This window comes from Actinosynnema sp. NPDC037264 (genome assembly GCF_055603705.1).
The window spans coordinates 316,168-338,201 of record NZ_JBVJVK010000002.1 but is presented as its reverse complement, the minus strand read 5'-3'; the positions used below and the strand labels follow the sequence as shown (position 1 = coordinate 338,201).

The 22,034-nt window shown below is 73.5% G+C and carries 21 protein-coding genes; 7 read left to right on the top strand and 14 right to left on the bottom strand.

Going from position 1 to position 22,034, the window contains the following annotated elements; translation table 11 throughout:
- The first annotated feature begins 5 nt into the window (after positions 1 to 5).
- On the top strand, positions 6 to 872 hold the full coding sequence (locus tag ACZ7GX_RS04020) for a helix-turn-helix domain-containing protein (protein WP_498772591.1): 867 nt from the start codon (positions 6 to 8) through the stop codon (positions 870 to 872).
- Positions 869 to 1,066: a DUF397 domain-containing protein gene (locus ACZ7GX_RS04015; RefSeq protein WP_498772589.1), complete on the top strand. Its 198-nt coding sequence runs from the start codon at positions 869 to 871 to the stop codon at positions 1,064 to 1,066. Before ACZ7GX_RS04020 ends, ACZ7GX_RS04015 begins: the two co-directional genes overlap by 4 nt.
- Here the strand turns inward: ACZ7GX_RS04015 and ACZ7GX_RS04010 are convergent.
- Positions 1,035 to 1,934 (bottom strand): alpha/beta fold hydrolase, encoded by a 900-nt coding sequence (locus ACZ7GX_RS04010; protein WP_498772587.1) that lies wholly within the window; start codon positions 1,932 to 1,934, stop codon positions 1,035 to 1,037. The two genes, ACZ7GX_RS04015 and ACZ7GX_RS04010, sit on opposite strands and share 32 nt — an antisense overlap.
- A 67-nt stretch (positions 1,935 to 2,001) precedes the next feature.
- On the opposite strand from ACZ7GX_RS04010, the gene ACZ7GX_RS04005 reads away from it, so the two are divergent.
- Positions 2,002 to 2,535, top strand: a complete 534-nt coding sequence (locus ACZ7GX_RS04005) for a P-loop nucleotide/nucleoside kinase family protein (RefSeq protein WP_498772585.1) — start codon at positions 2,002 to 2,004, stop codon at positions 2,533 to 2,535.
- On the opposite strand, the gene ACZ7GX_RS04000 is transcribed toward ACZ7GX_RS04005, so the two are convergent.
- From ACZ7GX_RS04000 to ACZ7GX_RS03960, 9 genes are all read right to left on the bottom strand, one after another.
- Complete coding sequence (locus ACZ7GX_RS04000) at positions 2,532 to 3,332, bottom strand: LLM class flavin-dependent oxidoreductase (RefSeq protein WP_498772583.1); 801 nt, start codon at positions 3,330 to 3,332, stop codon at positions 2,532 to 2,534. The two genes, ACZ7GX_RS04005 and ACZ7GX_RS04000, sit on opposite strands and share 4 nt — an antisense overlap.
- Before the next feature lie 22 nt (positions 3,333 to 3,354).
- The gene (locus ACZ7GX_RS03995) at positions 3,355 to 4,422 is read right to left on the bottom strand and encodes a type III polyketide synthase (RefSeq protein ID WP_498772581.1); all 1,068 of its coding nucleotides are present in this window, start codon (positions 4,420 to 4,422) and stop codon (positions 3,355 to 3,357) included.
- A 10-nt stretch (positions 4,423 to 4,432) separates the two neighbouring features.
- Entirely contained in the window at positions 4,433 to 5,563 is a 1,131-nt protein-coding gene (locus ACZ7GX_RS03990; protein ID WP_498772579.1) for a cytochrome P450, read from the bottom strand.
- A 330-nt stretch (positions 5,564 to 5,893) separates the two neighbouring features.
- Entirely contained in the window at positions 5,894 to 6,334 is a 441-nt protein-coding gene (locus tag ACZ7GX_RS03985; RefSeq protein WP_498772577.1) for a MerR family transcriptional regulator, read from the bottom strand.
- A complete protein-coding gene (locus tag ACZ7GX_RS03980) occupies positions 6,331 to 6,654 on the bottom strand; it encodes a hypothetical protein (RefSeq protein ID WP_498772575.1) in 324 nt (107 codons plus the stop codon). Before ACZ7GX_RS03980 ends, ACZ7GX_RS03985 begins: the two co-directional genes overlap by 4 nt.
- A gap of 34 nt (positions 6,655 to 6,688) precedes the next feature.
- On the bottom strand, positions 6,689 to 7,873 hold the full coding sequence (locus tag ACZ7GX_RS03975) for a CHAT domain-containing protein (protein ID WP_498772573.1): 1,185 nt from the start codon (positions 7,871 to 7,873) through the stop codon (positions 6,689 to 6,691).
- On the bottom strand, positions 7,870 to 10,314 hold the full coding sequence (locus ACZ7GX_RS03970; protein ID WP_498772571.1) for a hypothetical protein: 2,445 nt from the start codon (positions 10,312 to 10,314) through the stop codon (positions 7,870 to 7,872). The genes ACZ7GX_RS03975 and ACZ7GX_RS03970 overlap by 4 nt, the downstream gene beginning before the upstream one ends.
- Positions 10,311 to 11,324 (bottom strand): hypothetical protein, encoded by a 1,014-nt coding sequence (locus ACZ7GX_RS03965; RefSeq protein WP_498772569.1) that lies wholly within the window; start codon positions 11,322 to 11,324, stop codon positions 10,311 to 10,313. Before ACZ7GX_RS03965 ends, ACZ7GX_RS03970 begins: the two co-directional genes overlap by 4 nt.
- Positions 11,321 to 12,571: a hypothetical protein gene (locus tag ACZ7GX_RS03960; protein ID WP_498772566.1), complete on the bottom strand. Its 1,251-nt coding sequence runs from the start codon at positions 12,569 to 12,571 to the stop codon at positions 11,321 to 11,323. Before ACZ7GX_RS03960 ends, ACZ7GX_RS03965 begins: the two co-directional genes overlap by 4 nt.
- A gap of 119 nt (positions 12,572 to 12,690) precedes the next feature.
- Between ACZ7GX_RS03960 and ACZ7GX_RS03955 the strand changes: the two genes are divergently transcribed.
- The 4 genes from ACZ7GX_RS03955 to ACZ7GX_RS03940 all read left to right on the top strand — a co-directional run bounded on the left by ACZ7GX_RS03955 (position 12,691) and on the right by ACZ7GX_RS03940 (position 18,875).
- Entirely contained in the window at positions 12,691 to 13,785 is a 1,095-nt protein-coding gene (locus ACZ7GX_RS03955; RefSeq protein WP_498772563.1) for a PA2928 family protein, read from the top strand.
- A 162-nt stretch (positions 13,786 to 13,947) separates the two neighbouring features.
- Positions 13,948 to 16,260 (top strand): Tex family protein, encoded by a 2,313-nt coding sequence (locus tag ACZ7GX_RS03950; protein WP_498772561.1) that lies wholly within the window; start codon positions 13,948 to 13,950, stop codon positions 16,258 to 16,260.
- Positions 16,261 to 16,275: 15 nt separating this feature from the next.
- Positions 16,276 to 17,301 carry an NAD-dependent epimerase/dehydratase family protein gene (locus ACZ7GX_RS03945; protein WP_498772559.1) on the top strand — a complete coding sequence of 342 codons (1,026 nt, stop codon included), beginning with the start codon at positions 16,276 to 16,278 and terminating at the stop codon, positions 17,299 to 17,301.
- Complete coding sequence (locus ACZ7GX_RS03940) at positions 17,298 to 18,875, top strand: phytoene desaturase family protein (RefSeq protein WP_498772557.1); 1,578 nt, start codon at positions 17,298 to 17,300, stop codon at positions 18,873 to 18,875. Before ACZ7GX_RS03945 ends, ACZ7GX_RS03940 begins: the two co-directional genes overlap by 4 nt.
- A 37-nt stretch (positions 18,876 to 18,912) precedes the next feature.
- Here the strand turns inward: ACZ7GX_RS03940 and ACZ7GX_RS03935 are convergent, their stop codons facing one another.
- The 4 genes from ACZ7GX_RS03935 to ACZ7GX_RS03920 form a co-directional block, all read right to left on the bottom strand.
- Entirely contained in the window at positions 18,913 to 19,350 is a 438-nt protein-coding gene (locus tag ACZ7GX_RS03935) for an SRPBCC family protein (protein WP_498772555.1), read from the bottom strand.
- A 46-nt stretch (positions 19,351 to 19,396) separates the two neighbouring features.
- Positions 19,397 to 20,632, bottom strand: coding sequence for an ABC transporter substrate-binding protein (locus ACZ7GX_RS03930; RefSeq protein ID WP_498772553.1), 1,236 nt, complete (start codon positions 20,630 to 20,632; stop codon positions 19,397 to 19,399).
- Positions 20,633 to 20,895: 263 nt separating this feature from the next.
- Positions 20,896 to 21,429 (bottom strand): LuxR C-terminal-related transcriptional regulator, encoded by a 534-nt coding sequence (locus tag ACZ7GX_RS03925; protein ID WP_236594835.1) that lies wholly within the window; start codon positions 21,427 to 21,429, stop codon positions 20,896 to 20,898.
- 113 nt (positions 21,430 to 21,542) lie between these two features.
- Positions 21,543 to 22,010, bottom strand: a complete 468-nt coding sequence (locus tag ACZ7GX_RS03920) for a GNAT family N-acetyltransferase (RefSeq protein WP_498772551.1) — start codon at positions 22,008 to 22,010, stop codon at positions 21,543 to 21,545.
- Between the last annotated feature and the right edge of the window lie 24 nt (positions 22,011 to 22,034).

Sequence of the window (22,034 nt, the reverse complement as noted above, 5' to 3'; positions counted from 1 at the left end):
GCGGCATGGCACCCTCATCACCCACGGTCGCGGCATGGGAACTCGGACTGCGCCTGCGAGAGCGCCGCGAACTCATGGACATCACGGCGGCGTCGGCGGCGAAGGCCATCCACACTGGTCAGTCGTTCGTGTCGGGCGTCGAAACCGGTCGGGTCAAGATCAACGCGCGCAAGCTGGGCGAACTCGCCGCCGTCCTCGACTTCGACCAGGACGAGACCGAGGAGCTGCAGGAACTCCGCGAGGCCGCGGGCAAGCGCGCCTGGTGGAGCCCTTACTCCGCCATGTTCAGCTCGGACGTGCTGCGGTACTTCGGCTTCGAGCACGGCGCCGAGGGCATCCGCGCCTACAACGCAGGGCTGATCAGCGGATTGCTGCAGACCCAGGCGTACGCCCTGGCGGTCATGCACGGAGGCGGGCCGAGCATCCGGCTCGCCGAGGCGAACCGCCGGGTCGAGGTGCGCCTGAAGCGGCAGGAACGCCTGGACGACAAGGCGGATCCGCTCCGGTTCACCGCGATCATCACCGAGTCCGCGCTGCGGCAACAGGTCGGCGGGCGCGAGGTGATGGTCGAACAACTCCGCCACTTGGCCGACAAGATCGAGCAGCTCCCGGACACCCTGGACGTCCGGATCGTCCCCTTCTCCGCCGACTACTACAACGCCCTTGGCGGTTCGAGCTTCTACATCTTCGGCTTCGCCAGCAGCCGGCTGCCCGAGCTGGTGTGGCAGGAGACGATCACGTCCACGGATCTGATTGATCAGCCGATGCGGATGCGCGAGTACAGTTTGGCGCACGACCAGGCCTTGAGCTATGCCCTCGGCCGGACCGAATCCCATGGTCTGATCGAGCAGATCCGCAAGGAGCTTGAGTGAGCGAACGCATCGACCGCGGTGGTTGGTTCAAGTCGAGCCGCAGTGCGGACAACCCGGCGTGCGTCGAGGTCAGGTTCGTGCCCGACGCGATCGACGTCCGCGACTCGAAGAACCCCGCCGGGCCGGTGTTGTCCTTCCCGCGCCACGCCTGGGCGAAGTTCCTCAGCCGCCCGGGTTCGTCAGCCAGTCCTTGATCCGCGACGCCACCAGCTCCGGCACCTCCAGCTGCGGCACGTGGCCGACCCCCTCCAGGACCTCGAAGCGCCACGACGGGTTGCGGCGGGCCGCTTTCCGGGACGACGCCACGGGGACCAGCCGGTCCTTGTCGCCCGCCATCAGGTACACCGGCACGCGCACCCGGCTCATCGCCGCGTAGTACCGCCGCCTGGTGGCGCCGGTCCACACGACCGAGCGCGCCGCCGTCAGGAACGCCTCGTCCAGCCCCGGGATCTCGGCGCGCTGCTCCAGCAGCGACATCGACGCCAGGACCATCTCCTCCGGCACCGACCTCGCGTTGGCGCACACCAGGTTCAGCACCCGCTTGACCTGCCGTCGCGTCGACACCCCGGCCCGCGACTTAGCCAGGAACCACTGCCCGAGCCCCGGCACGGCGTACATCGTGAACGCCGCCGCCACCTGCGGGTCCAACCTCGCGCCCAACGCCAGCGGCACGGCGGGGTCCAGCAGCGCCAGCGCCGTCACCGACGCGGGACGGCGGGCGGCGTGCAGGATCGAGATCATCCCGCCCATCGAGTTGCCGACGAGCACGGCCGGCTCGCCGACCACCTCGGCCAGGAACCGCTCCAGCAGCCGCGCGTTGGCGGGCACGGTCGTGGCACGTCCCTCGGGGTGGGTGAGCCCGAACCCGGCCAGGTCGACGGCCAGCACGCGGTACCGGTCGACCAGGTGGGGTGCGAGCAGGCACCAGTTGAGGTGCGAGCCGCCCAGGCCGTGCACGAGCACCATCGGCGGTCCGTCGCCGCCGAAGTCGACGTAGTGCACCGGAGCACCGTCCAGGTCGACGTGCCTGCTCGTGCCGCCCCAGTGGTCGAGTGTCGTCATACCGGTCAGTATGTCCCGGCCCGACCCACGTCCCGACGGGGGCCCGAAGTCGCCTAATGTGGTGAACATGATCGTGTGGATCAACGGCGCGTTCGGCGCGGGCAAGACGACCCTGGCCGAGGAACTGCGCCGCCGCCTGCCGGACGCGCTGTCGTTCGACCCGGAGCACGTCGGCTACCTGCTCCAGGTGTCGGCTCCCCCGTCCGGGACCGGCGACTTCCAGGACCTGCGGGCGTGGCGCAAGCTCACCGCCGAGGTCGCGATCACCCTGCACCACGAGTACGGGCGGCACCTGATCACGCCCATGACCCTGGTCGAGCCGGCGTACCGGGAGGAGATCTTCGGGCTCCTCGCCGACGCGGACGTCCCGCTCCGGCACGTGTTCCTGGACGTGCCCGCCGAAGAGCTGCGCCGCCGCATCGACAACCAGGTCCTGGACCCGCACAACCCGGACGCCGACGCCCAGGCCCGCGCCTTCCGCCTGCGCAACGTCGACCGCTGCGTCGCCGCACGGGCCGCCCTGCCCGCGGACACGTTGGTCCTCCGAGGCGACCGGCACACCCCTGAGCAGCTGGCGGACCAGGTCCTCGCCGCGCTCTAGGACGACGGCGGCCCGGCGGCGATCCGGTCGCGCACGGCGTCGACCGTGGTCTCCCAGTTCGACTCGACCCACCAGGTCGCGCCCGCGTCGGCCCACTCGCCCACGCTGGTCGCCACGCCCTCGGCGATCACGTCGAACCCTTCCCACGGCAGCCCGAGGGAGGTGCGCAGCTCCCGCGCCTGCGCCACCACGGCCGCCAGCTCCGCCGGGTTCGCCGGGCCACGCGCCTCGCCACCGTCGATCAGGTTCGGCAACAACCCGTCCCACGCCACGGCACGCCTCATCGACACGGGACGGTCGTAAGCGCCCACCACCCACACCGGCACCCGCGGCCGCTGCACGGGCGGCGGAGGAGGGAAGAAGTCGGTCTCCCGCACGTCGTAGCGCTGCCCGCGGAACGAGAACGGCTGCCCGCGCATCAGCCCGTCGTACACCGCGAGACCTTCCTCCAGCAGCAACGCCCGTTCCGCCCGACCGGTGTCGCGCTCGAACGCCGTCCACCCGGGGTGCAGCGCGCCCAGCCCGACCGACAGCTGCACGCGTCCACCGGACAGCCGGTCCAGCGTCGCCGCCTTGGACGCCACGTCCCACGGCTTGAGCCGGGGCAACGGCGTCAGCATCGTGCCCAGCCGCACCGACGACGTGCACATCGCCGCCGCGGTCAGCGCCACCCAGGCGTCGACGCCCCACACCGCCTCGGCCAGGAACACGCCGTCCCAGCCGCACTCCTCGGCCAACGCCGCGCACGACGCCACCTCTGGCGCGTCGAAGAACGGCAGCACGATCCCGCAACGCATGCCGGCAGCCTCCCACACGCGATCACGTCGCCTCCGCCAGGTTCGACGCGGTCCAGGTGCCGAGCGCGATCTCCGCGGTGATGCCGGGGCCGAAGCCGGCGATGATCCCGCGCGCGCCGTGCCCGGCCCCGCCGTCGGCGAAGAGCCGGTCCAGGGCGTCGAAGATGACGACGCTGGCCACGTTGCCGCGTTCGGCGAGGGTCATCCTGCTGTACCGGAACGTCTCCGGCGGCAGCCGCAGGTGCTTGCCGAGGTCGTCCAGGATCCGCGGCCCGCCCGCGTGCACGATGTAGAAGTCGAGGCCCGCGATGTCCCAGCCGTGCGGGTCGGCCATGTCGCGCATGGCGGGCGCGAGCATCGACATCGTGCCGGGCACCCGCTTGTCCAGCAGGAAGTGGAACCCGGTCTCGCGGACCTCGTAGGCGATCCAGTCCTCGGTGTCGGGCACCAGGCGCGAGCTGTTCCGCTCGACCCGCACGCCCTCGCCGCCCTCGCCCCGCATCACGGCCGCGGCCAGCGCGTCGCCGAACAGGCCGTTGGACAGCAGGTTGCCGACGCCGAGGTCGGTCGGCTGGTACAGCAGCGAGCAGAACTCGCAGGCCACGATCAGCACGTTGGACCGGGGGTAGGCGGTGCAGAAGTCGTGCGCGCGGTTGATCGCCGCACCGCCCGCGGCACACCCGAGCTGCGCGATCGGGAGTTGCCGGGTGGACGACCGGAACCCCATCGTGTTGATCAGCCAGGCCGTCAGCGAGGGCATCGTGAACCCGGTGCACGAGACGTACACGATCAGGTCGATCTCGGTCGCGGGCAGGTCGGCGTGGTCGAGCGCCCGCCGCACCACCTCCGGCACCCTGGACTTGGCCTCCTTCTCGTAGAGGGCGTTGCGCACGGCGAAGCCGGGGTGCCTGAGGGTGTCCTCGATCGGCTGGAGGATGTGCCTGGTCTGCACGCCGGTGTTGCCGATGAGCCGCAACGCGAGGTCGAGTTGCGGGTGGTCGCGGTGCAGGGTCCTGGCCAGTTCCAGGGTCTGCTCGCGGGTGATGAGGTGCTCGGGCACCGCGACGGCGGGCCGGCAGAGGGTGGCCACGACCCGGCCCTCACCAGGCGACGGGCAGCACGAGCGGGTACCGCCAGATCGAGACGGTGTTCCACCGCACGTCCCGCGCCGGCACGGCCAGCCGCAGGGTGGGGAACCGGTCCAGCAGCCCGCCGATGGCCTCTTGGAGGACCATGCGGGCCAGGTGCGAGCCCAGGCAGTGGTGGCTGCCGTGGCCGAACGCCAGGTGCGGGGCGGGGTCCTCGCGGTCGAAGTCGATCTCGTCGGGCCGCTCGTAGGCGGACCCGTCGCGGTTGGCGGTCAGGTACGACACGTGGACCGCGTCGCCGGCCTTGATCGTCACGCCGCCGACCTCGACGTCCTCCAGCGCGACGCGCGGGATGCCGACGCCCTGGCGGAACGGGATGAACCGCAGCAGCTCCTCGATGGCGCGGGGCAGCGACTCGGGCCCGGACCGCAGCCGTTCCAGGTGCTCGGGGTGCGTGAGCAGCGTGTACGTGATGTTCCCGATCTCGTAGGTGGTGGTGTCGTGGCCCGTGACGACCAGGAGCATGACCAGCACGGACAGCTCCGCGTCGGTCAGCACCTCGTCGCTCGCGCGGGCCGTGGCCAGGGCGCTGACCAGGTCGTCGCCGGGGTCGCGGCGGCGGGCGGCGGTGAGCCGGTCGAAGTAGGCGCGCATCCCGGTCCTGGCCGCCGCGGCGGCGTCGCGGTCGGCGGGGCTCATCGCCATCATCGCGGTCGCCCACCGCCGCAGCGCGGGCCGGTCCGGCTCGGGGATCTCCAGCAGCTCGCAGATCGTCATCAGGGGCAGCCGGTCCGCGAGGTGCTCGACCACGTCCGCCGGCGGGCCGTGCTCGACCATGGTGTCCAGCAGGGCGTCCACGGTCCGCCGCACCCACGGCCGCAGCGCTTCGACCTGGGATGTGGAGAACGCCTTGAGGACCAGCCGGCGGACCCGGTTGAGGGCGGGCGGGTCCATCAGGTTGATCGCCTCGCGCTGGGCGATGGGGGCCGGGGTGATGCGGGGGAAGTCGCGGTCGACCAGCGCGGCCCGGCTGAACCGCCGGTCCGAGGTGACCGCGCGGACGTCGTCGTGGCGCGTCACCAGCCACGCGTCGCCCTCGCCGTAGGGCAGGCGGACCCTGGCGACCGGCGACTCGGTCCGCATCCGGGTCAGGAAGGGGTCCGGTTCCAGGGCCTCGTCGTGACGAAAGGGACAGCTCGGCACGGCCTCTCGGTCGTGCGTCTGGGCGTTCACGACGACGTTCCCCTCTGCGGCGGCTGCGGCGAAAATCCAATGCCCTCCATCAGACACGCCGCCGCACCGCCATGTCCCGGCCCCGGGCGCGGTTTCATCAGTTGTCGCGGTTCTCCCACCGGTTCGTGACCGGTGATCGCGCGCCCACTAACTCTCCGAGCCGGCCCTTTCCACTCATTCAGGCGCTCAAACGCCCTCCATGGAGCACAGGTCCGGTGTGCCACAACCGCTCAAAGTAGGTCAGCAGGACCCGCAACCGGCGTCGACGGCCGGATCCGCGAACGGGATCGGGCAGGACGGGGCGTGCGCGCACGCGACCAGGTCGTCGCAGCCGAAGTCCAGGGCGGTGCGCAGCGTCTCGCGGATCACCTCCAGGTCGGTGATCCTGGCCTCCACCTCGGCGAGCTTGACCGTCACCCGGTCCCGCAACCCGGGCTCGCGGCGGGAGCCGAGCCGCCGGCGGCGCACGTCGAGCAGGTCGGAGATCTCGTCCAGGGTGAACCCGAGCCGCTGCGCCGCCTTGATCACCCGCAGCACGGTGAGCGCTTCGGGCGGGTAGAGGCGGTGGCCGCCCGGCGTCCGCTCCGGTTCCGACAGCAGGCCCCGGCGCTCGTAGTAGCGCAACGTCTGGTGGTTCACGCCGGCGGCCTCGGCGAGCTGCCCGCTGCGCAACGCGGTCACGTCGCCCCACCCGCCCGCTGCTGCAGGGCGTCGAGCACGTCGACGTGCGCGTCCGTGACGGTGACGTCCAGCCGCACCCGCCCGGCCGAGGCCACGACGGCGAACGTGAAGAACGAGCAGCACGTGGTCTCGCGCACGGCCAGCGCCGCCGCCCGTGCCGCCGTCTCCGGCGTCGGGTCGAGGGTGATGCGCAGGTGGGTCGGGTCCGGGCGCTCCACGCCGCCGGTGGTGAACAGCGCGTCGAACTCCGCTTCCCGCAGCGGGCGTTCGGCGGTCGGCAGCGTGCACGCCGCCGGCGCCCAGCGTTCGTCTGTGCTCATGACGCCACGGTAAGCCTGTACCGCGGTACCGGTTTCAAGGTCGGCCGCGGTGTGGCGCCCAGGTGGTGGCGAACGCGGCCCACACGAGCGGTGAGCAGGTCGGGTCGCCCGTTTCCTCCCACCGGGTGGCCGCGGCGCGTTGCCAGTCGTTGAGCGCGGTCACCGGGTCGGGCGCGCGGTGGGCGGCGTCGATGGCGAGCACGGTGGGCGCGAGGACGGGGGTCGGCGGGAAGCCGGTCACCAGTCGGCGCAGCCCTTCGTCGGTCGGCAACGTCCACCTCGTCGCGGTCACGTGCTCCGCGCCACCGTGCACCATGGCCGTGACCAGGCCGGACGGTTCGGCGAAGCGGACGTCGCCGCCGCTCTCGCAGGCCACCAGGGCGACCCGGGCCGGTATCCGCCACGGGCGCACCGGGCCGGGCCGGTGACCCAGCACGATGTCGGCGGCGGCCAGGGGGCGGTGCGCGCCCAGCGGTGCGGCCCGGCCCGTGGTGGCGGCCGTGCAGGACAGGTGCAGGCGTGCGTCGAGGCCGTGCCCGCCGGTGGTGACGTGCCCGACGTAGAGGAAGCGCGAGGCGGTGGCCAGCTCCCGTTCGAGGTGGTCGCGGTCGATGTCGGCGCGGCGCAGGCCGCCGGGCGCGAGCGCGGTCAGCTCCGGGGTCGGGTGGCCGAGCACCGAGCCCAGGCCGGACGCGTCGGGGAAGCCGGGCACGACGGGGTCCAGCACGCGGACGACCGGTCCGCGGGGGTCGAAGGGGTGCACCCGGCGTGCCGCGGCGTTGCCGACGGTCGCCGGGGGCAGCACCGAGATGGCGGTCTCGTGCACCGCCCGCCGTCCTTCGTCGACCCGCAGCGCTTCCCAGGGCACCAGGGCGGTCGAGGGGGACGGCTGGACGCGCAGGTGCGGCCGGATCCCCTGCGCCAGCCAGGAGTTCAGCTCGGCCGCCAGCCGGTTCGGCACCAGGGCGCGCGCCAGCCGCGTCGCCAGGTCGAGTTCGCGCGCGTGGTCCACGAGCGGGCCGTTCGTGAGGGCGCGCCGCAACGCCTGGTCGGCGGTCTCGCCCGGCAACGGCGACGGCACCGCCGCGGCCCACTCGTCCAACGTGGCCCGCACGAGGTCGCGCGGCACGGCGATGACGCGGGGTTCGGCCGGTTCGTGCTCCCACCGCCACGACGCGTACAGGTCGCCCGCGTCCACGAACTTGAGCTGCACGGTCACCACGACGCCACCGCCCGTTCCGATCGCACCGCGAACCCGTAGCGCTGCTCGGCCACGTCGATCCAGGCGTCCAGGGCGGTCGGCGTGGCGGGGTCGAGCCGGACCCTCGGCGGCAGTTCGAAGCCGATGGCGGGGAAGGCCGGGTCCGTGCCCGTGGCGAACCCGGAGGCCGCGTAGGGCAGGTGCGCGCCGGTCGTCGGGGGTTCGGGCAACGTGAGCAGGTCTCCGCGTGCGACGGGTGTCGTGGCCCCCTCGGCGTGCAGGGACACCGCGCCCGCGACGTGGTCGATGTACTCGGCCGCCAACGTCGAGTCACCGAGCGCCCGGATGGCCAGGAACGCCGACCGGGTGGCGGGTGCGGAGGCCAGTGCGACCCACCGTTCGCGCAGGGGGCCGTGCGGGAACCGTTGCCGGATCGCTTCCGCGGCGAGCGCGGCGGGCAGCGCCAGGTCCAGTGCGCGGCGGCCGAGCTGCTGCCGTTGGTCGCCGGTGGTGGCGGCGGCCCGGCGGATCAGGGCGTCCGCGCGCCACCACGCCATGCCCAGCGCGACGTGCCACAGGCCGGCCGCCTCGCACAACGCCGCCGCTTCGGCGTAGCAGGACTCGGCCTCGGCGAACTCCTGCGCCGCCTCGAACGCCGAGCCGCGCACCTGGTGCAGGGACAACGATTCCAGCGGGGTCGCGGTGTCCAGGAGCGCGAGTGCGCGGTCCGTCAACGCCAGGGCTTCGCGGGGCTCGCCGCGCAGGACCGCGACGGCGGCCCGGCCGTGCAGGCACGCGGCTCGTCGGCGGGGGTCGTCGGCGAGGAGGGCTTCGGCCTCGTCGTACAGCGCGTCCGCCCGGTCGGTGTCGGAGGCGAGGTAGGCCAGGCGGGCGGAGCTGATCAGGGCGGTGGCGACGCCGGGGAGGTCGCCGGTGGCGGCGCTCAGGTCGCGGGCGAGGGCGAGGTGTTCGGCGGCGCCGGGGAGGTCGCCGGTCGCGCTCGTGATCTCGGCCAGCGTGGCGTGGACGGACGCGGCCAGGGCCGGGGCGGCGGTGTAGGCGAGGTCCAGCGCGGTGCGCGCTTCGTCGGCGGCTTCGGCGAACCAGCCCCCGGTGGCGAGGACGCGGGCGCGGGTGGCGCGGACGGTGGCTTCGACGGGTTCGGCGTCGTCGGCCTGTGTGACCAGGTCGAGGGCTTCGTCCAGGTCGGTGAGGGCGGCGGGGAGGTGGGTCTGGCCGAGCCGTGCCGCGGCTCGGGAGATGAGGGCGTTGACCAGGACGGAGGCCGAGCCGTAGGCGTCGCCGACGAGCGTGAGCGCCGTGCGGGCCGCCTCGATGGCTTCGGTGCTCCAGCGGACGGCTTCGCGGGGGTGGTCGGCGACTCCGGCCAGGTTGCCCGCGACCCCCGCTCGGCAGACCAGGGCTTCGACGTCGTCCACGGTGGCCGGTTCGGCTCCGGCTCTGGCGGCGGCTGCCGGGTCGGCCGTTGCGGGGTCGGCCGTTGCGGGGTCGGCCGTTGCGGGGTCGGCCGTTGCGGGGTCGGCCGTTGCAGCGCCTGCCGGGTCGGTCGTCGCGGCGGCTGCCGGGTCGGTCGGGTCGGCGTTCGCGGCGGGTGGTTGCTTCGCAGGGGTCCCCGCCAAGGGGACCCCTGTTTTTATTGTCCCAGAAGGGTCTGACAATTCCGGGGCCTCGCCGTGCGCCAAGTCGGGCGCCCGGTCGGACGGCTCGCGGGTGGCGGTACCGGGCGCGTCGTGAAGCGCGCCCTCGAACGGTTCGCGCTGCGGGACTTCGAGCGCCTCGCGGTACGCGGCGGCGAAGGCGGCCTTGGCGGCGGCGCGGTTGCCCGATGACAGCAGCACGGCGCCCTCGGAGTTCAGCGCCACGAACCGCTGCCACCGGGGTCCGAGCGGTCGGCGGCCGGGGTTGTCCGACAGCAGCCGGTACATCGCGGCGCGATCCCCGTCGCCCGCCTCGTCGGCCAGGACCGCCAGGTTCGAGTAGAGGTTCTCCAGGTACTCGGGCGCGTGCAGCCCGGCCAGTTCGACCGCCTCGACGGCCTCCGCCTCGGCCTCCGCGAGGTGACCGGCCATCATCAGCAGCCCGACGCGCGTCGTGCGCAGCACCACCTGCTGCGCCGGCTCGGCGCCGACGAGCGCCTCCTCGACGTCCCGCCACCCCTCCTCCCACCGGTCGAACCAGGGCAGCAGGTCCGCGCGCGCCGCGACGGCCGTCAGCCGGACCGCCCCCTCCCCCACCGCGATCGCCTCGGTCAGCAGCTCCACCGCGTGCGCACGCTCGCCGGCCATGTCCACCACGTGCGCCAGGTTCACCAAGACCTGCGCGCGGTCCTCCGCCGAGGACGCCGCGAGCGCCGCTTCGAGCGCGGACCGCGCGCCGACCAGGTCACCGGCGCCGGCCAGTCGCACGCCTTCGTCGTTCAGCTCCGACGGGTCGTTCACCGGGCCGTCCGCTCGGTGACGGTGGCGGTCGGCGAGCCGATCCGGGACCGGGCATAGGAGATGATCGCCGCACGGCGCGACGCGGCGTCCGGGTCGGGTGCGGTCGGCTCTGCGAAGTCCGGTGCGTAGACGGTCAGCGCGCGCCGGTCCGGCGGCAGCAGCAGCACGGCCGCCGACACCGGCGCGGACCCGGTGAGCCACCCCGTCGCGTCGACGTCCAGCGCCACCTCGACCTCGCCGAACCCGAACCGTGCCGCCAACCGCGACCCCGGAGTGGGTCCGGGCACGACGGACACCTCCAGCACCGTGCTCCCCTGCCGCCGCACGACGGCCCACCGGGCGGGCGCGGCGGCGTCGACCGCGCCGTGCGGCACCAAAGCCCAGTCCACAGTGGACGTCCCGGACAGGGCCGTGACGCCGGTGCCGCCGTCCACCCCTCCGGCGGCCAACGCGAACCCGGCCCTGCCCGGGGCCCGCGCCGGCCGCAGCTCCACCCCGTAGTCCTCGGCCAGCGCGGCGACCCGCTCGGCCAACGCGTCCACCTCCGGATCGGACGTCGGCACGTCGAACGACCCGACCGAGGCCAACGCCCGCTCGACCGCGTCCGGGTCGTCCAGCAGGTGCTCCACAGTGGACACGGCGACCGCGCGTTCCGCGTGCAGCACAGCGGGATCCAACGCGGGCACGCCGGCCGTGACCGACGCGGGCCACCACGCGCCCGCCCAGTTCAGCTGCGCCACGCGGCGGCAGGCGTCCCGGACGCCCCAGTCACCGCCATCGGGCACCTCCACCTCCGCCGCACCACCGAGGATCGCCTCGGCCGCGTCGCCGTAGACCTCCCACAGCCACTCGGCCGCGCGCTCCGGGTCGTGCACGCGTGCGGCGGGCGCGGCGGCGTCGGCCAGGACGTCCCAGGCGAGCGAAGCACCCGAGCCTTCGAGCAGCGCCACGACCTCGGGGGACGTGGGCCAGTCGCCGACGACGAGATCGGCCGCGCGCGTCACCCTCACGCCACCGCCTCCCGCTCCAGCGCGGACCGCAACCGGTCGCGCTGGTCGAGGATCACCGAGCGCAGCACGCCGTCGAGCACGTCCCACACCTGGTCGAACGTCACGGTCTCGTGCCGCAGCTCGCGGCCGTGCAGGCGCACCCACAACCGCCGCAGGTAGGCCTCCCGCACGCCGCGCACGTCCGCGCGGACCTCCGGCGGCACGGCCGACGGCATCCGCAGCACGCGGTGCACGTACGCCTCGCGCTCCCACCTCGACCGCAACCTGGCCGCCGCCGAGCCCGCCGAGCCCGCCCCGCCCACCGGCGGGCCCGCGAGGTCGGCGGACGCGTCCCGGCCCAGCACCACGACGAGCCTGCTCTCCTCCTCGGCGAGCTGCCACGGCCCCGCCGACCGGGTGATCTCCCGCCGCACCAACGTCGGCACGTCCGCCAGCCCGGCCCGCTGGAAGGCGTTGGTCAGCGGCGCGAACAGGCGTTCCACGATCGACCGGTCGAACGGCCTGGGCAGGTTCGCCTTCGACGCGCCACGGCCCAGCTCGGGGCGCACGGGCCGGTCACGCGAGGTCAGCCCGTGCGCCAGCGCCACGCCCGGCCGGTCGAGGTCCGCCGCGCCCGCGCTGCCCGCCAGGCCCGCGACCAGCGCCCCGAACAGGGTCCGGTCTGGTGCGACGGCGCAGGTGGCCAGGAACTCCGAGGTCGCCGTCGACACCGCGGCGGCGGGGCGGCGCGCGGCCCACGCGGCGTCGAGCAGCCGGGTCAGCTCGGCGGCGTTGACCGGGTCGGTCACGAAGTCGCGCAGCGCGGCGACGGTCGGCCCGTCCTGCTCGTGGACCTCCGCCAGCACGGTCGCGGCGACGTCGGCGGCGTCCGGCCCGGGTTCGCCGTGCACCGTGGCCAGTTCGAAGCAGCGTTGGAAGTACAGGTCCTGCGGGTTGCCGTCGGTGATCCAGCGGCGGCGGCGTTCCTTCTTCAGCACGGCGAACCAGCTCGCGGTCGCGGCCAGCACGGGGCCCGCGTCGGCGATCCGGGCGGTCAGGGCGTCGGCGTGCTCGGCGGCGATCGCGCCCGCGGCGAACTCCGGGTTGAGCACGGGCCGCAGCACGAGCGGGTCGAGGATCAGCTTGACCGTGCGGGTCAGCGGGCGGCCGGCGGCGTTGCTCAGGGGCGCGACCGCGTCACCCAACCCGGCCCACGCCCGGGCGACCAGCGCACCGCGCGGAAGCGTCGCGGCTCGGACGGTGCTCACCGACCCGAGCCTAGTCGACCGGGATCACCGCTGGTGGCGGACTCGCGCACCCGGTTCCTGGGACCGGTAGGCGAGGTGTCCGGCCGATGCTTCCCCCACCACGACCGAACGGGGGAACCATGTACGGGACACCGCAGCAGTACTCGCCGATGACGCCCTACGAGACGCCGTCGCCTCGGCGGCGACGCGTCCTGCCGCTGTTGTTGTTGCCGCCGGTGTTGTTCGCGCTGCTGTTCTTCGGCGGGTCCTACGCGGTCTCGCCGGAGCCGGACGTGGAGATGCAGGACGGGTTCGCGTTCGCCGAGGTCGACGGGCGGGACGTGGTGCTGGCGCCGTACGCGCGGCACGGCGTGCGCGGGATGTTCCAGCTGATGACGCAGGACCTGTTCCAGGTGCGGCTGGCGGCCACGGACCCGGCCACCGGCGACGTGCTGTGGGACACGCAGCTGTCGGACCAGCTGGTCTGGGAGGCGTCGGTGCTGGCGGCCGGGCAGCGCTACGCCTACCTGGCCACGGATTCCGGGCTGGTCGTGGTCGGGCTGGCGGACGGTTCGGTGGTGGCCGAGGGCGCGGGCGTCCAAGGGCTCGGCGACGCGTTCGCCACCGCGCGGACCGCCTACGCGTACGACCGGGAGAACCGCCGCCTGATGGCCATGACCGCCACCGGAGGGGTGTTGGCGATCAGGCTCGACGAGGTGGTGGCCGAGCCGGTCGACCCGCAGACCGCCGCGACCTGGTCCGGCCGGCTCTCCGTGCAGCGCGGCCCGGGCGCGCCGACCGCCGCGACCGGTGCCGAGGCCGCCTTGGCCGGCGGCGAGCGGATCGCGCTGCGGCAGGCGCCGGGTGGCACGCCGGGCAGCGTGCTGGTCCGCGTCACGGCCGACGGTCGGGAGGTCCAGGTGGGCGCGACCGCGTTCCCCGACGCCCGGCTGGTGGTCGACGGCGTGACCGCGGTCGCGACCACCACCGGGCACGTGCTGGTCGAGCACCAGCGCTCGGTGAACGACCCCGGCGTCGCGCTGAGCCTGGTGTCCCTGGCGACCGGGCAGGTCACGGCCACGTTGACGGTCGACTCGCGGGTCGGTCGAGCGCTCGTCGGCCCGGACGGCGTCACGGCGCTGACGGCGGGCGAGGTGTTCGCCGCGGTCGTCGGCGACGGCCGGGTCCTGTCCCTCGACGTCGGCCTGGCCGACTTCTTCGGCTCCCACCGCTGACCCCGGCGCTCGCCTCCGAAGTGGACGACGACCACCGCGCACGGACGACCCCGGCCGGGTCGCGGTTGATCCGGCCGGGTGAGGGGCTCCCCGACCGATCGGCGGCCGGGCCCGGTCGGGGTGCCCGAACGTGGCCCGGCGGGCAGGGCACAATGGCTCGCTGTGACCACAGCCATTCACCAGAGGATCGCCGACGAGCTCGGGGTGCGGGCCGGGCAGGTCAGCGCCGCCGTCGACCTGCTCGACGGTGGTTCCACCGTTCCCTTCATCGCCCGCTACCGCAAGGAAGCGACCGGCGCGCTCGACGACACCCAGCTCCGCACGCTGGAGGAACGGCTGGGCTACCTGCGGGAGCTGGAGGACCGCCGGGCGGCTGTGCTCGAGTCCATCCGGTCGCAGGGCAAGCTGGACGACGCGCTGGAGGCGTCGATCCTGGCCGCCGACTCCAAGGCCCGGCTGGAGGACCTCTACCTGCCGTTCAAGCCGAAGCGGCGGACCAAGGCGCAGATCGCGCGCGAGCAGGGCCTCGAACCGCTCGCCGACGGCCTGCTGGGCGACCCGACGCAGGACCCGCAGGAGGTGGCGAAGGCGTTCGTGACCGAGGAGGTCGCCGACGTCGCCGCCGCGCTGCTGGGCGCGCGGGCGATCCTGGTCGAGCGGTTCGGCGAGGACGGCGACCTCATCGGCGAGCTGCGCGAGCGCATGTGGGCGCAGGGGCGGCTCGCGTCCAAGGTCCGGGAGGGCAAGGAGGAGGACGGCGCGAAGTTCGCCGACTACTTCGACTTCTCCGAGCCGTTCGCGAAGCTGCCCTCGCACCGCATCCTCGCGCTGCTGCGCGGCGAGAAGGAGGAGGTGCTCGACCTCCAGTTCGACCCCGCCGACTCCGACGAGCCCACCGGCTACGAGGCGCGCATCGCGTCCCGCTTCGGCGTGGACGACCGGGGCCGGCCCGCCGACCGGTGGCTCGGCGACACCGTGCGCTGGGCGTGGCGCACCCGGATCCTGGTGCACCTCGGCATCGACCTGCGGTCGCGGCTGCGGGCGTTCGCCGAGGACGAGGCCGTGAAGGTGTTCGCGTCGAACCTGCGCGACCTGCTGCTGGCCGCGCCCGCCGGCACCCGCGCCACGATGGGCCTCGACCCCGGTTTCCGCACCGGCGTGAAGGTGGCCGTCGTCGACGCGACCGGCAAGGTCGTCGACACCGACGTGATCTACCCGCACGTGCCCGCGAACCGGTGGGACGAGTCGATCGCCAAGCTGGCGGTGCTGGCGAAGAAGCACGACGTCGAGCTGATCTCCATCGGCAACGGCACCGCGTCGCGCGAGACCGACAAGCTGGCCGCCGACCTGCTCAAGCGGCACCCCGAGCTGAAGCTGACCAAGGCCGTGGTGTCGGAGGCGGGCGCGTCGGTGTACTCGGCGTCGGCGTTCGCGTCGGCCGAGCTGCCGGGCATGGACGTGTCGCTGCGCGGCGCGGTGTCCATCGCCCGCCGGCTGCAGGACCCCCTGGCCGAGCTGGTGAAGATCGACCCGAAGTCGATCGGCGTCGGCCAGTACCAGCACGACCTGTCCGAGACGAAGCTGTCGAAGTCGTTGGACGCGGTGGTCGAGGACTGCGTGAACGCGGTCGGCGTGGACCTGAACACCGCCTCGGTGCCGCTGCTGACCCGCGTCTCCGGCATCACCGCCGGGCTGGCCGAGAACATCGTGCAGCACCGCGACAGCAACGGCCCGTTCCGCTCGCGGCGCGCCTTGAAGGACGTGGCGCGGCTGGGCCCCAAGGCGTTCGAGCAGTGCGCGGGCTTCCTCCGCATCCCGAACGGCGACGACCCGCTGGACGCCTCCTCCGTGCACCCCGAGGCGTACCCGGTGGTGCGGCGGATGCAGGAGCGCGCGGGCGGCGAGCAGCTGATCGGCAACACGGCGGTGCTGAAGGCGCTGCGGCCGCAGGAGTTCGTGGACGACACGTTCGGCCTGCCAACGGTCACCGACATCCTGCGCGAGCTGGAGAAGCCGGGGCGCGACCCGCGGCCCGCGTTCAAGACGGCGACGTTCGCCGAGGGCGTGGAGAAGATCGCCGACCTCAAGCCCGGCATGGTGCTGGAGGGCGTGGTGACGAACGTGGCCGCGTTCGGCGCGTTCGTGGACGTCGGCGTGCACCAGGACGGCCTGGTGCACATCTCGGCGCTGTCCAACACCTACGTCAAGGACCCGCGCGACGTGGTCAAGTCCGGTGACGTGGTGCGGGTGAAGGTGCTGGAGGTCGACATCCCGCGCAAGCGGATCGGGTTGACGCTGCGGCTGGAGGACGAGCCGGGCCGCAAGCCGCCCCGCGAGCAGCGCGAGCCGCGCGGCGGTCAGCGCGGTGGCGGCGCGCCCCGCGGTGGCGGCAAGCCCCGGCAGCAGGAGCGCCCGCCGGCCAACGGCGCGATGGCCGAGGCGCTGCGGCGCGCGGGGCTTGGCGGCGCGAAGTAGGGGTACCCGGCGGCCATGAGGGTCGTCGTCACGGGTGCCAGCGGCAACGTGGGGACGGCCCTGCGCCGCGTGCTCGCGGACGCGGGCGACCCGGTGGTGGGCATCGCGCGGCGGATACCCGTCGGTTCACCCGATTGGGTGAGTTGCGACGTGGGCGCGCCGGCCGCCGAGGTGGTGCTGGGCAGGGCGTTCGCGGGTGCGGACGCGGTGGTGCACCTGGCGTGGGCGGTGCAGCCCACGTCGGGTGAGCCCGCCATGCGGCGCACCAACCTCACCGGCACCGCGCACGTGCTGCGTGCGGCGGACCGGGCCGGTGTGCCGCACGTGGTGGTGATGTCCTCGGTCGCCGCGTACACGCCCGCTGCCACGCCGGTGGACGAGTCGTGGCCGTGCGGCGGGGTGCCCGGCAGCGCGTACAGCGCGCAGAAGGCCGAGCTGGAGCGGTTGGTCGCCGGTCGCCCCGGGGTGGCCGTGCTGCGGCCGTGCGCGATCGTGCAGCCGGACGCGGGCGGTGAGCTCGGCCGGTGGGTGCTGAGCCCGTTGGCGCCCGCGCGGGTGGTGGGGCGGCGGTGGCTGCCGGTGCCGTTGTGGCGGGGGTTGCGGGCGCAGGTGGTGCACGCGGAGGACGTGGCGCGGGCGGTCCAGGTGGTCCTCGCGCGGCACGCCGTCGGCGCGTTCAACGTGGCCGCCGACCCGCCGTTGGACGCGCGTGAGCTGGCCCCGTTGTTCGGCGGGTTCCTGCTGCCGGTGCCGTTGGCCCTGTTGCGGGCGGTGGCCTGGCCGACGTGGCGGCTGGGCCTGCAGCCCGTGCACCCCGGGTGGTTGCGGCTGGCGGATCAGGTGTCCGTTGTGGACAGTTCACGGTTGCGGGCGTTGGGGTGGGTGCCCGCGCACCCGCCGCGGGAGGCGTTGGCGGAGCTCGTGGTGGCGGTCGCGGAGGGGCGCGGCACGTGGGGCCCGCTCGCGCCGCGCGATGTGGGACGGTGGCGGGGGTTGCGGTTCGGTCGGCCGGTGCAGCAGAGCCAGGGAGACGTGCGTTGAGCGATGTCGTGGACGCGGTGGTCATCGGTTCCGGCCCGAACGGGCTGGTGGCGGCGAACCTGCTGGCGGACGCCGGGTGGGACGTGCTGGTGCTGGAGGCGGCCGACGAGCCCGGTGGGGCGGTGCGGACGGCGGAGTTGACGGAGCCGGGGTTCCGGCACGACCTGTTCAGCGCGTTCTACCCGCTGGGCGCGGCGTCGCCGGTGATCTCCGGGTTGGACCTGGGTCGGCACGGGTTGCGGTGGCGGCGGGCGCCGGAGGTGCTGGCGCACGTGCTGCCGGACGACCGGGCCGTGGTGCTGTCGCGGGACGTGGACCGGACGGCGGCGTCGGTGGAGGCGTTCGGCGCGGGTGACGGTGACGCGTGGCGGGCGGAGTTCGCGCTGTGGCAACGGGTCCGGGAGGAGTTGGTCGAGGCGCTGATGCGGCCGTTCCCGCCGGTGCGCGCGGGCGCGGGGTTGGTGGGTGCGCTGGGCGCGGGTGGGGCGTTGCGGTTCGCGCGGTCGTTCCTGCAGTCGGTGCGGGCGTTCGGGGACGAGCGGTTCTCGGGTGAGGGCGCGCCGTTGTTGTTGGCGGGCAACGCGATGCACACCGACCTGGGGCCCGACCAGGCGGGCGGCGCCGCGTTCGGGTGGTTGCTGTCGATGCTGGGGCAGGACGTGGGGTACCCGGTGCCGGAGGGCGGTGCGGGCGCGTTGACGCGGGCGTTGGTGCGGCGGCTCGGCGGTGTGGTGGAGTGCGGCCGGGCGGTGGAGCGGGTGGTGGTCGCCGGTGGGCGCGCGCTGGGGGTGCGTGACGCCGCGGGTGGGTACGTGCGGGCGCGGAAGGCGGTGCTGGCGGACGTGCCGGCGCCGGCGTTGTACCTCGGGTTGGTGGGGGCGGAGCACCTGCCGCCGCGGTTGGTGTCGGACCTGGGCGCGTTCGAGTGGGACGACGCGACGATCAAGGTGGACTGGGCGTTGGACGGGCCGGTGCCGTGGACGGCGGGTGCGGTGCGGGGTGCGGGGACCGTCCACTTGGGAGGGGACTTCAACGGGTTGTCGATGTCCAGCGCGGAGATCGCGTGCGGGCGGCCGCCGCGGACGCCGTTCGTGATCATGGGGCAGATGACGACGACGGACCCGAGCCGGTCACCGGTCGGCACGGAGACCGCTTGGGCGTACACGCACGTGCCGCGGGGTGAGCAGTGGTCCGCCGACCGGGTGCGCCGCCGTGCCGACCGGGTGGAGCAGCTCGTCGAGCGGCACGCGCCGGGGTTCCGCGACCTGATCCGCGCCCGTGTGGTGCACGGGCCGTCCGACCTGGAGACCCGCAACCGCAGCCTGGTCGGCGGTTCGATCAACGCGGGCACCGCCGCCGTCCACCAGCAGCTGGTCTTCCGCCCGACCCCGGGCCTGGCCCGTGCCGACACCCCCGTCGACCGCCTGTACCTGACGTCCGCGTCCGCCCACCCCGGTGGCGGCGTCCACGGCGCACCGGGCGCGAACGCCGCCCGTGCCGCCCTGACCCGCAACGCCCTGGCCGGCGACGCCTACCGCCTCCTCCTCCGCACCCTCCACCACCACCTCTACTGACCCGCGTCCAGAGGTCCTGAGCGTTCGACGCGCGGGGTCAGGTGGGTTTGCGGACGGCTCGGGCGGTGAGGCGGGCCAGGGTCTCGCGGTTGCGAGGGGTCAGGAAGAGGGACTGGGCCGGCTCGGGGAGCAGGGAGAGGGGGCCCTTGATCGCCTCCTCGAGCATGGTGACCTCGCAGCCGTCCGAGGTGGCCTTCAGGTCGAAGCGGATGCGGGCCGCGCCCAGCGGCCACAGGCGGGCCTCCAGCTCCAGCATCCGGGGCGGGTCGACGTCCAGCACCGTGGTCACGTCCTGCACCGACAACGGCCACGCGCCGACGCTGTGGTGGATCCGCGTGCCGGTACCCGGCCACCCCGCGTCGACCTCGCGGATGTGCGCGGCGCCGACCACCCACCCCGCGTAGGACCAGCCGTCGGCCAGCACCGCGAACACCCGCTCCACGGACGTCGGCACCGTCGTGCGCACCTCGATCATGCGCCTCGGATTCCCCGCGCGGACCGGCGGAAACTACCCGCCAGGGCTACTTGGCGCGCGTGCCCTTGAGCTTGACCAGCTCGGACTCGAACAGGTCTGCGACCACGGCCAGCCCGCCGGGTGTCGCCGGGTCGGGCCGCGCGATGTACGACTGCGTCGCCGACGGCCGCCCGACCAGGGAGAACCGCAGCTGCCCCGTCAGGCTCCTCGTGTCGACCTTGTTGGTGTCCTGGAACGCCCGCAGCACCCCGTCACGGGTCAGGTCGCGCTCGCCGCACGCCTTCTCCAGGATCGCCGCGAACGCCATCCCGATCACGTACCCGTGGTCCACCGACCCGGTCGGCTCCAGCTCCGGGAACTTCCGCGTGAACGCCTCCGCCACCGCGCGCGGCCCCGGCAGGTCGGTCGCGAACGGCGCGATCGGCGACACCACCTGCACCCGCTTCACCACGGCCGCCGCCGCGGGCGACTGGAGGATCAACGGGTCGTACCCCACCGCGTTGACCAGGAACGGCACGTCCCAGCCGAGCCGCTCGGCGGTCGCGACGGCGGTCGCGGTCTGCTGCGGCGACGTGCTCAGGAACACCGCCTTCGCCCCCGCCGCGCGCAGCGCGCCGACCTGCGCGGCCACGTCCGCGGTCTCCGGCACGGCCTTCGCGACCAGCTCCATGCCCCACTGCTCGGCGGCGAACGTGCTGCCTTCCAGCGCGTTGCGGCCGTAGTCGCTCTCGACGTGGATGTGCCCGATGGTGTCACCGGGGCCGATCAGGCCCGAGCGCTTGGCGTGGTCCAGTCCGTTGATCACGTCGAGGTCGTAGGTCGTGCCGACGATGACCATGTGCGGGTTGCCGAGCAGGCTCGCCGACCACGACGCGGGCGCGGCGATGGCGCGGGTCTGCATCAGGTCCGGCTCGATGGCCTCGGTCATCGGCGCGCCGGTGACGTCCATGAAGCCGAGCACCTGCGGCTCCAGCTCGAAGTACGCCTGCAACGCGCGGTCGACGTCGTAGCCGTGGTCGGCCTGCTTGAGCTCGACCTTGCGCCCGCAGATGCCGCCGCGCTCGTTCAGCTCGGCCAGGAACAGCTCGTAGCCCTTGATCCGGATGAGCGACGTGGCCGAGAACGGTCCCGTCATGTCGGTCAGCACGCCGAGCGAGATCGTGTCGTCGGTGACGCCGGGGCCCGTCTTGACCGGCGATTCCTCCGCCGCGCCGCACCCGGCGGCCAGCACCGCGACCACGGCGGATCCGACGACGAAGCTGCGCACCAACGGGACTCCCACCACTCACGTTACCGACGGGTAAGGAGTATTGACAGAAGTCACCCGAATCGCCTAATCATGTGACATACCGCACGGTCGGTGACGATTCCGGTATCGGTTCCGCACCCCGTTCGCCACGTTTGCCACCCGATCAGCCGCCATAACGCCACCGAAGCGCGGGAGCGTGCCGATCACGACCGCGGCCCTGCCCGAACCGGGAAACGCCGTGAGGCCGACGGGGGTCTCCCGTCGGCCTCACGGCCTGTCCATGACCGGTACGTGCGCTACAGGTACGAGCGCTGGCCCCACGGCATCGCCGCGGCGAGCTGCGCCCGCCTGCCGATGTCGAGCTTGCGGTAGATGCGGGTGATGTGGAGTTCGACGGCCCGGGTCGACACCGAGAAGTGCTCGGCGATCTGCCGGTTCGTCATCCCCTCCAACATCATCAGCGCGATCCGGTGCTCGTGCGGCGTCAACGGCTCGCGCGAGCGCGCCTCGGCGCTCTGCCCGTCACGCGGCCGGACGATGCCCGGCACGCGCTCACCTTCCGGCACACCCAGCAGCACGTGCCACTGGCGTATGCGCACCTCTGCGATCGACTGCGATCGCACGTACGGGTCACCGCGCACCAGGTCCCGGGCCGCGGCGTCGTCGGGCACCTGAACGATGAGCAGCACGCCGGAACCATCGGCCCACGGGCCGGTTCCGACGAGCACGCCCTGCTCGGCGAGCGGACGCCAATATTCCCGGTGTGCGAGATGAATGGATCTCCGCACCTGGCGCGCATCACGAAATGTCAACTCAACGGCGAAAGCCACTGGACTGATCCCCATTTCATTCCGCGGCCGACTTTCGCCACATACTCAACTGTGACGTTTATTCAGTGTCAAGTGAGACACATCACAACGGTGATATGGGAACCCAATGGCCCCTATAGCCGCTTTTCGAACCAGTGCTCCGCATAGCGGTCGTCGTTGAACGCGGGCACCTCACGGTAGCCGTGCCGCGCGTACAACGCCCGCGCTTCGACCAGGTCAGTACGGGTGTCGAGGCGAATGGCCGCAGCACCAAATGAGACAGCCGCCTCCTCGACCGCCGCGAGCAGCGCCGCTCCGCCGCCGGTGCCGCGAGCGGCCGGATCGACGAACATCCGCTTCATCTCCGCCATTTCGCGGTCAACCATGCGGAAGCCGACGCATCCTCGCACCGCCCCGTCGCGACGACCGACGAAGAACCCCGCCAGGTCGTCGGTCGGGTCGTCGGCGATCGCCCGGTCGACCTCCTCGGGCACGGCCGGTCGGCCGTAGTAGCGCCCGATGATGTCGGTCAAGTACGTGCGGATCACCGCGACCGCGGTCGGGCTGTCAACCGGTTCAGGCTGAACGGTCCAGGAACTCATTGGCAGATTCTCACCTGCGCTGGG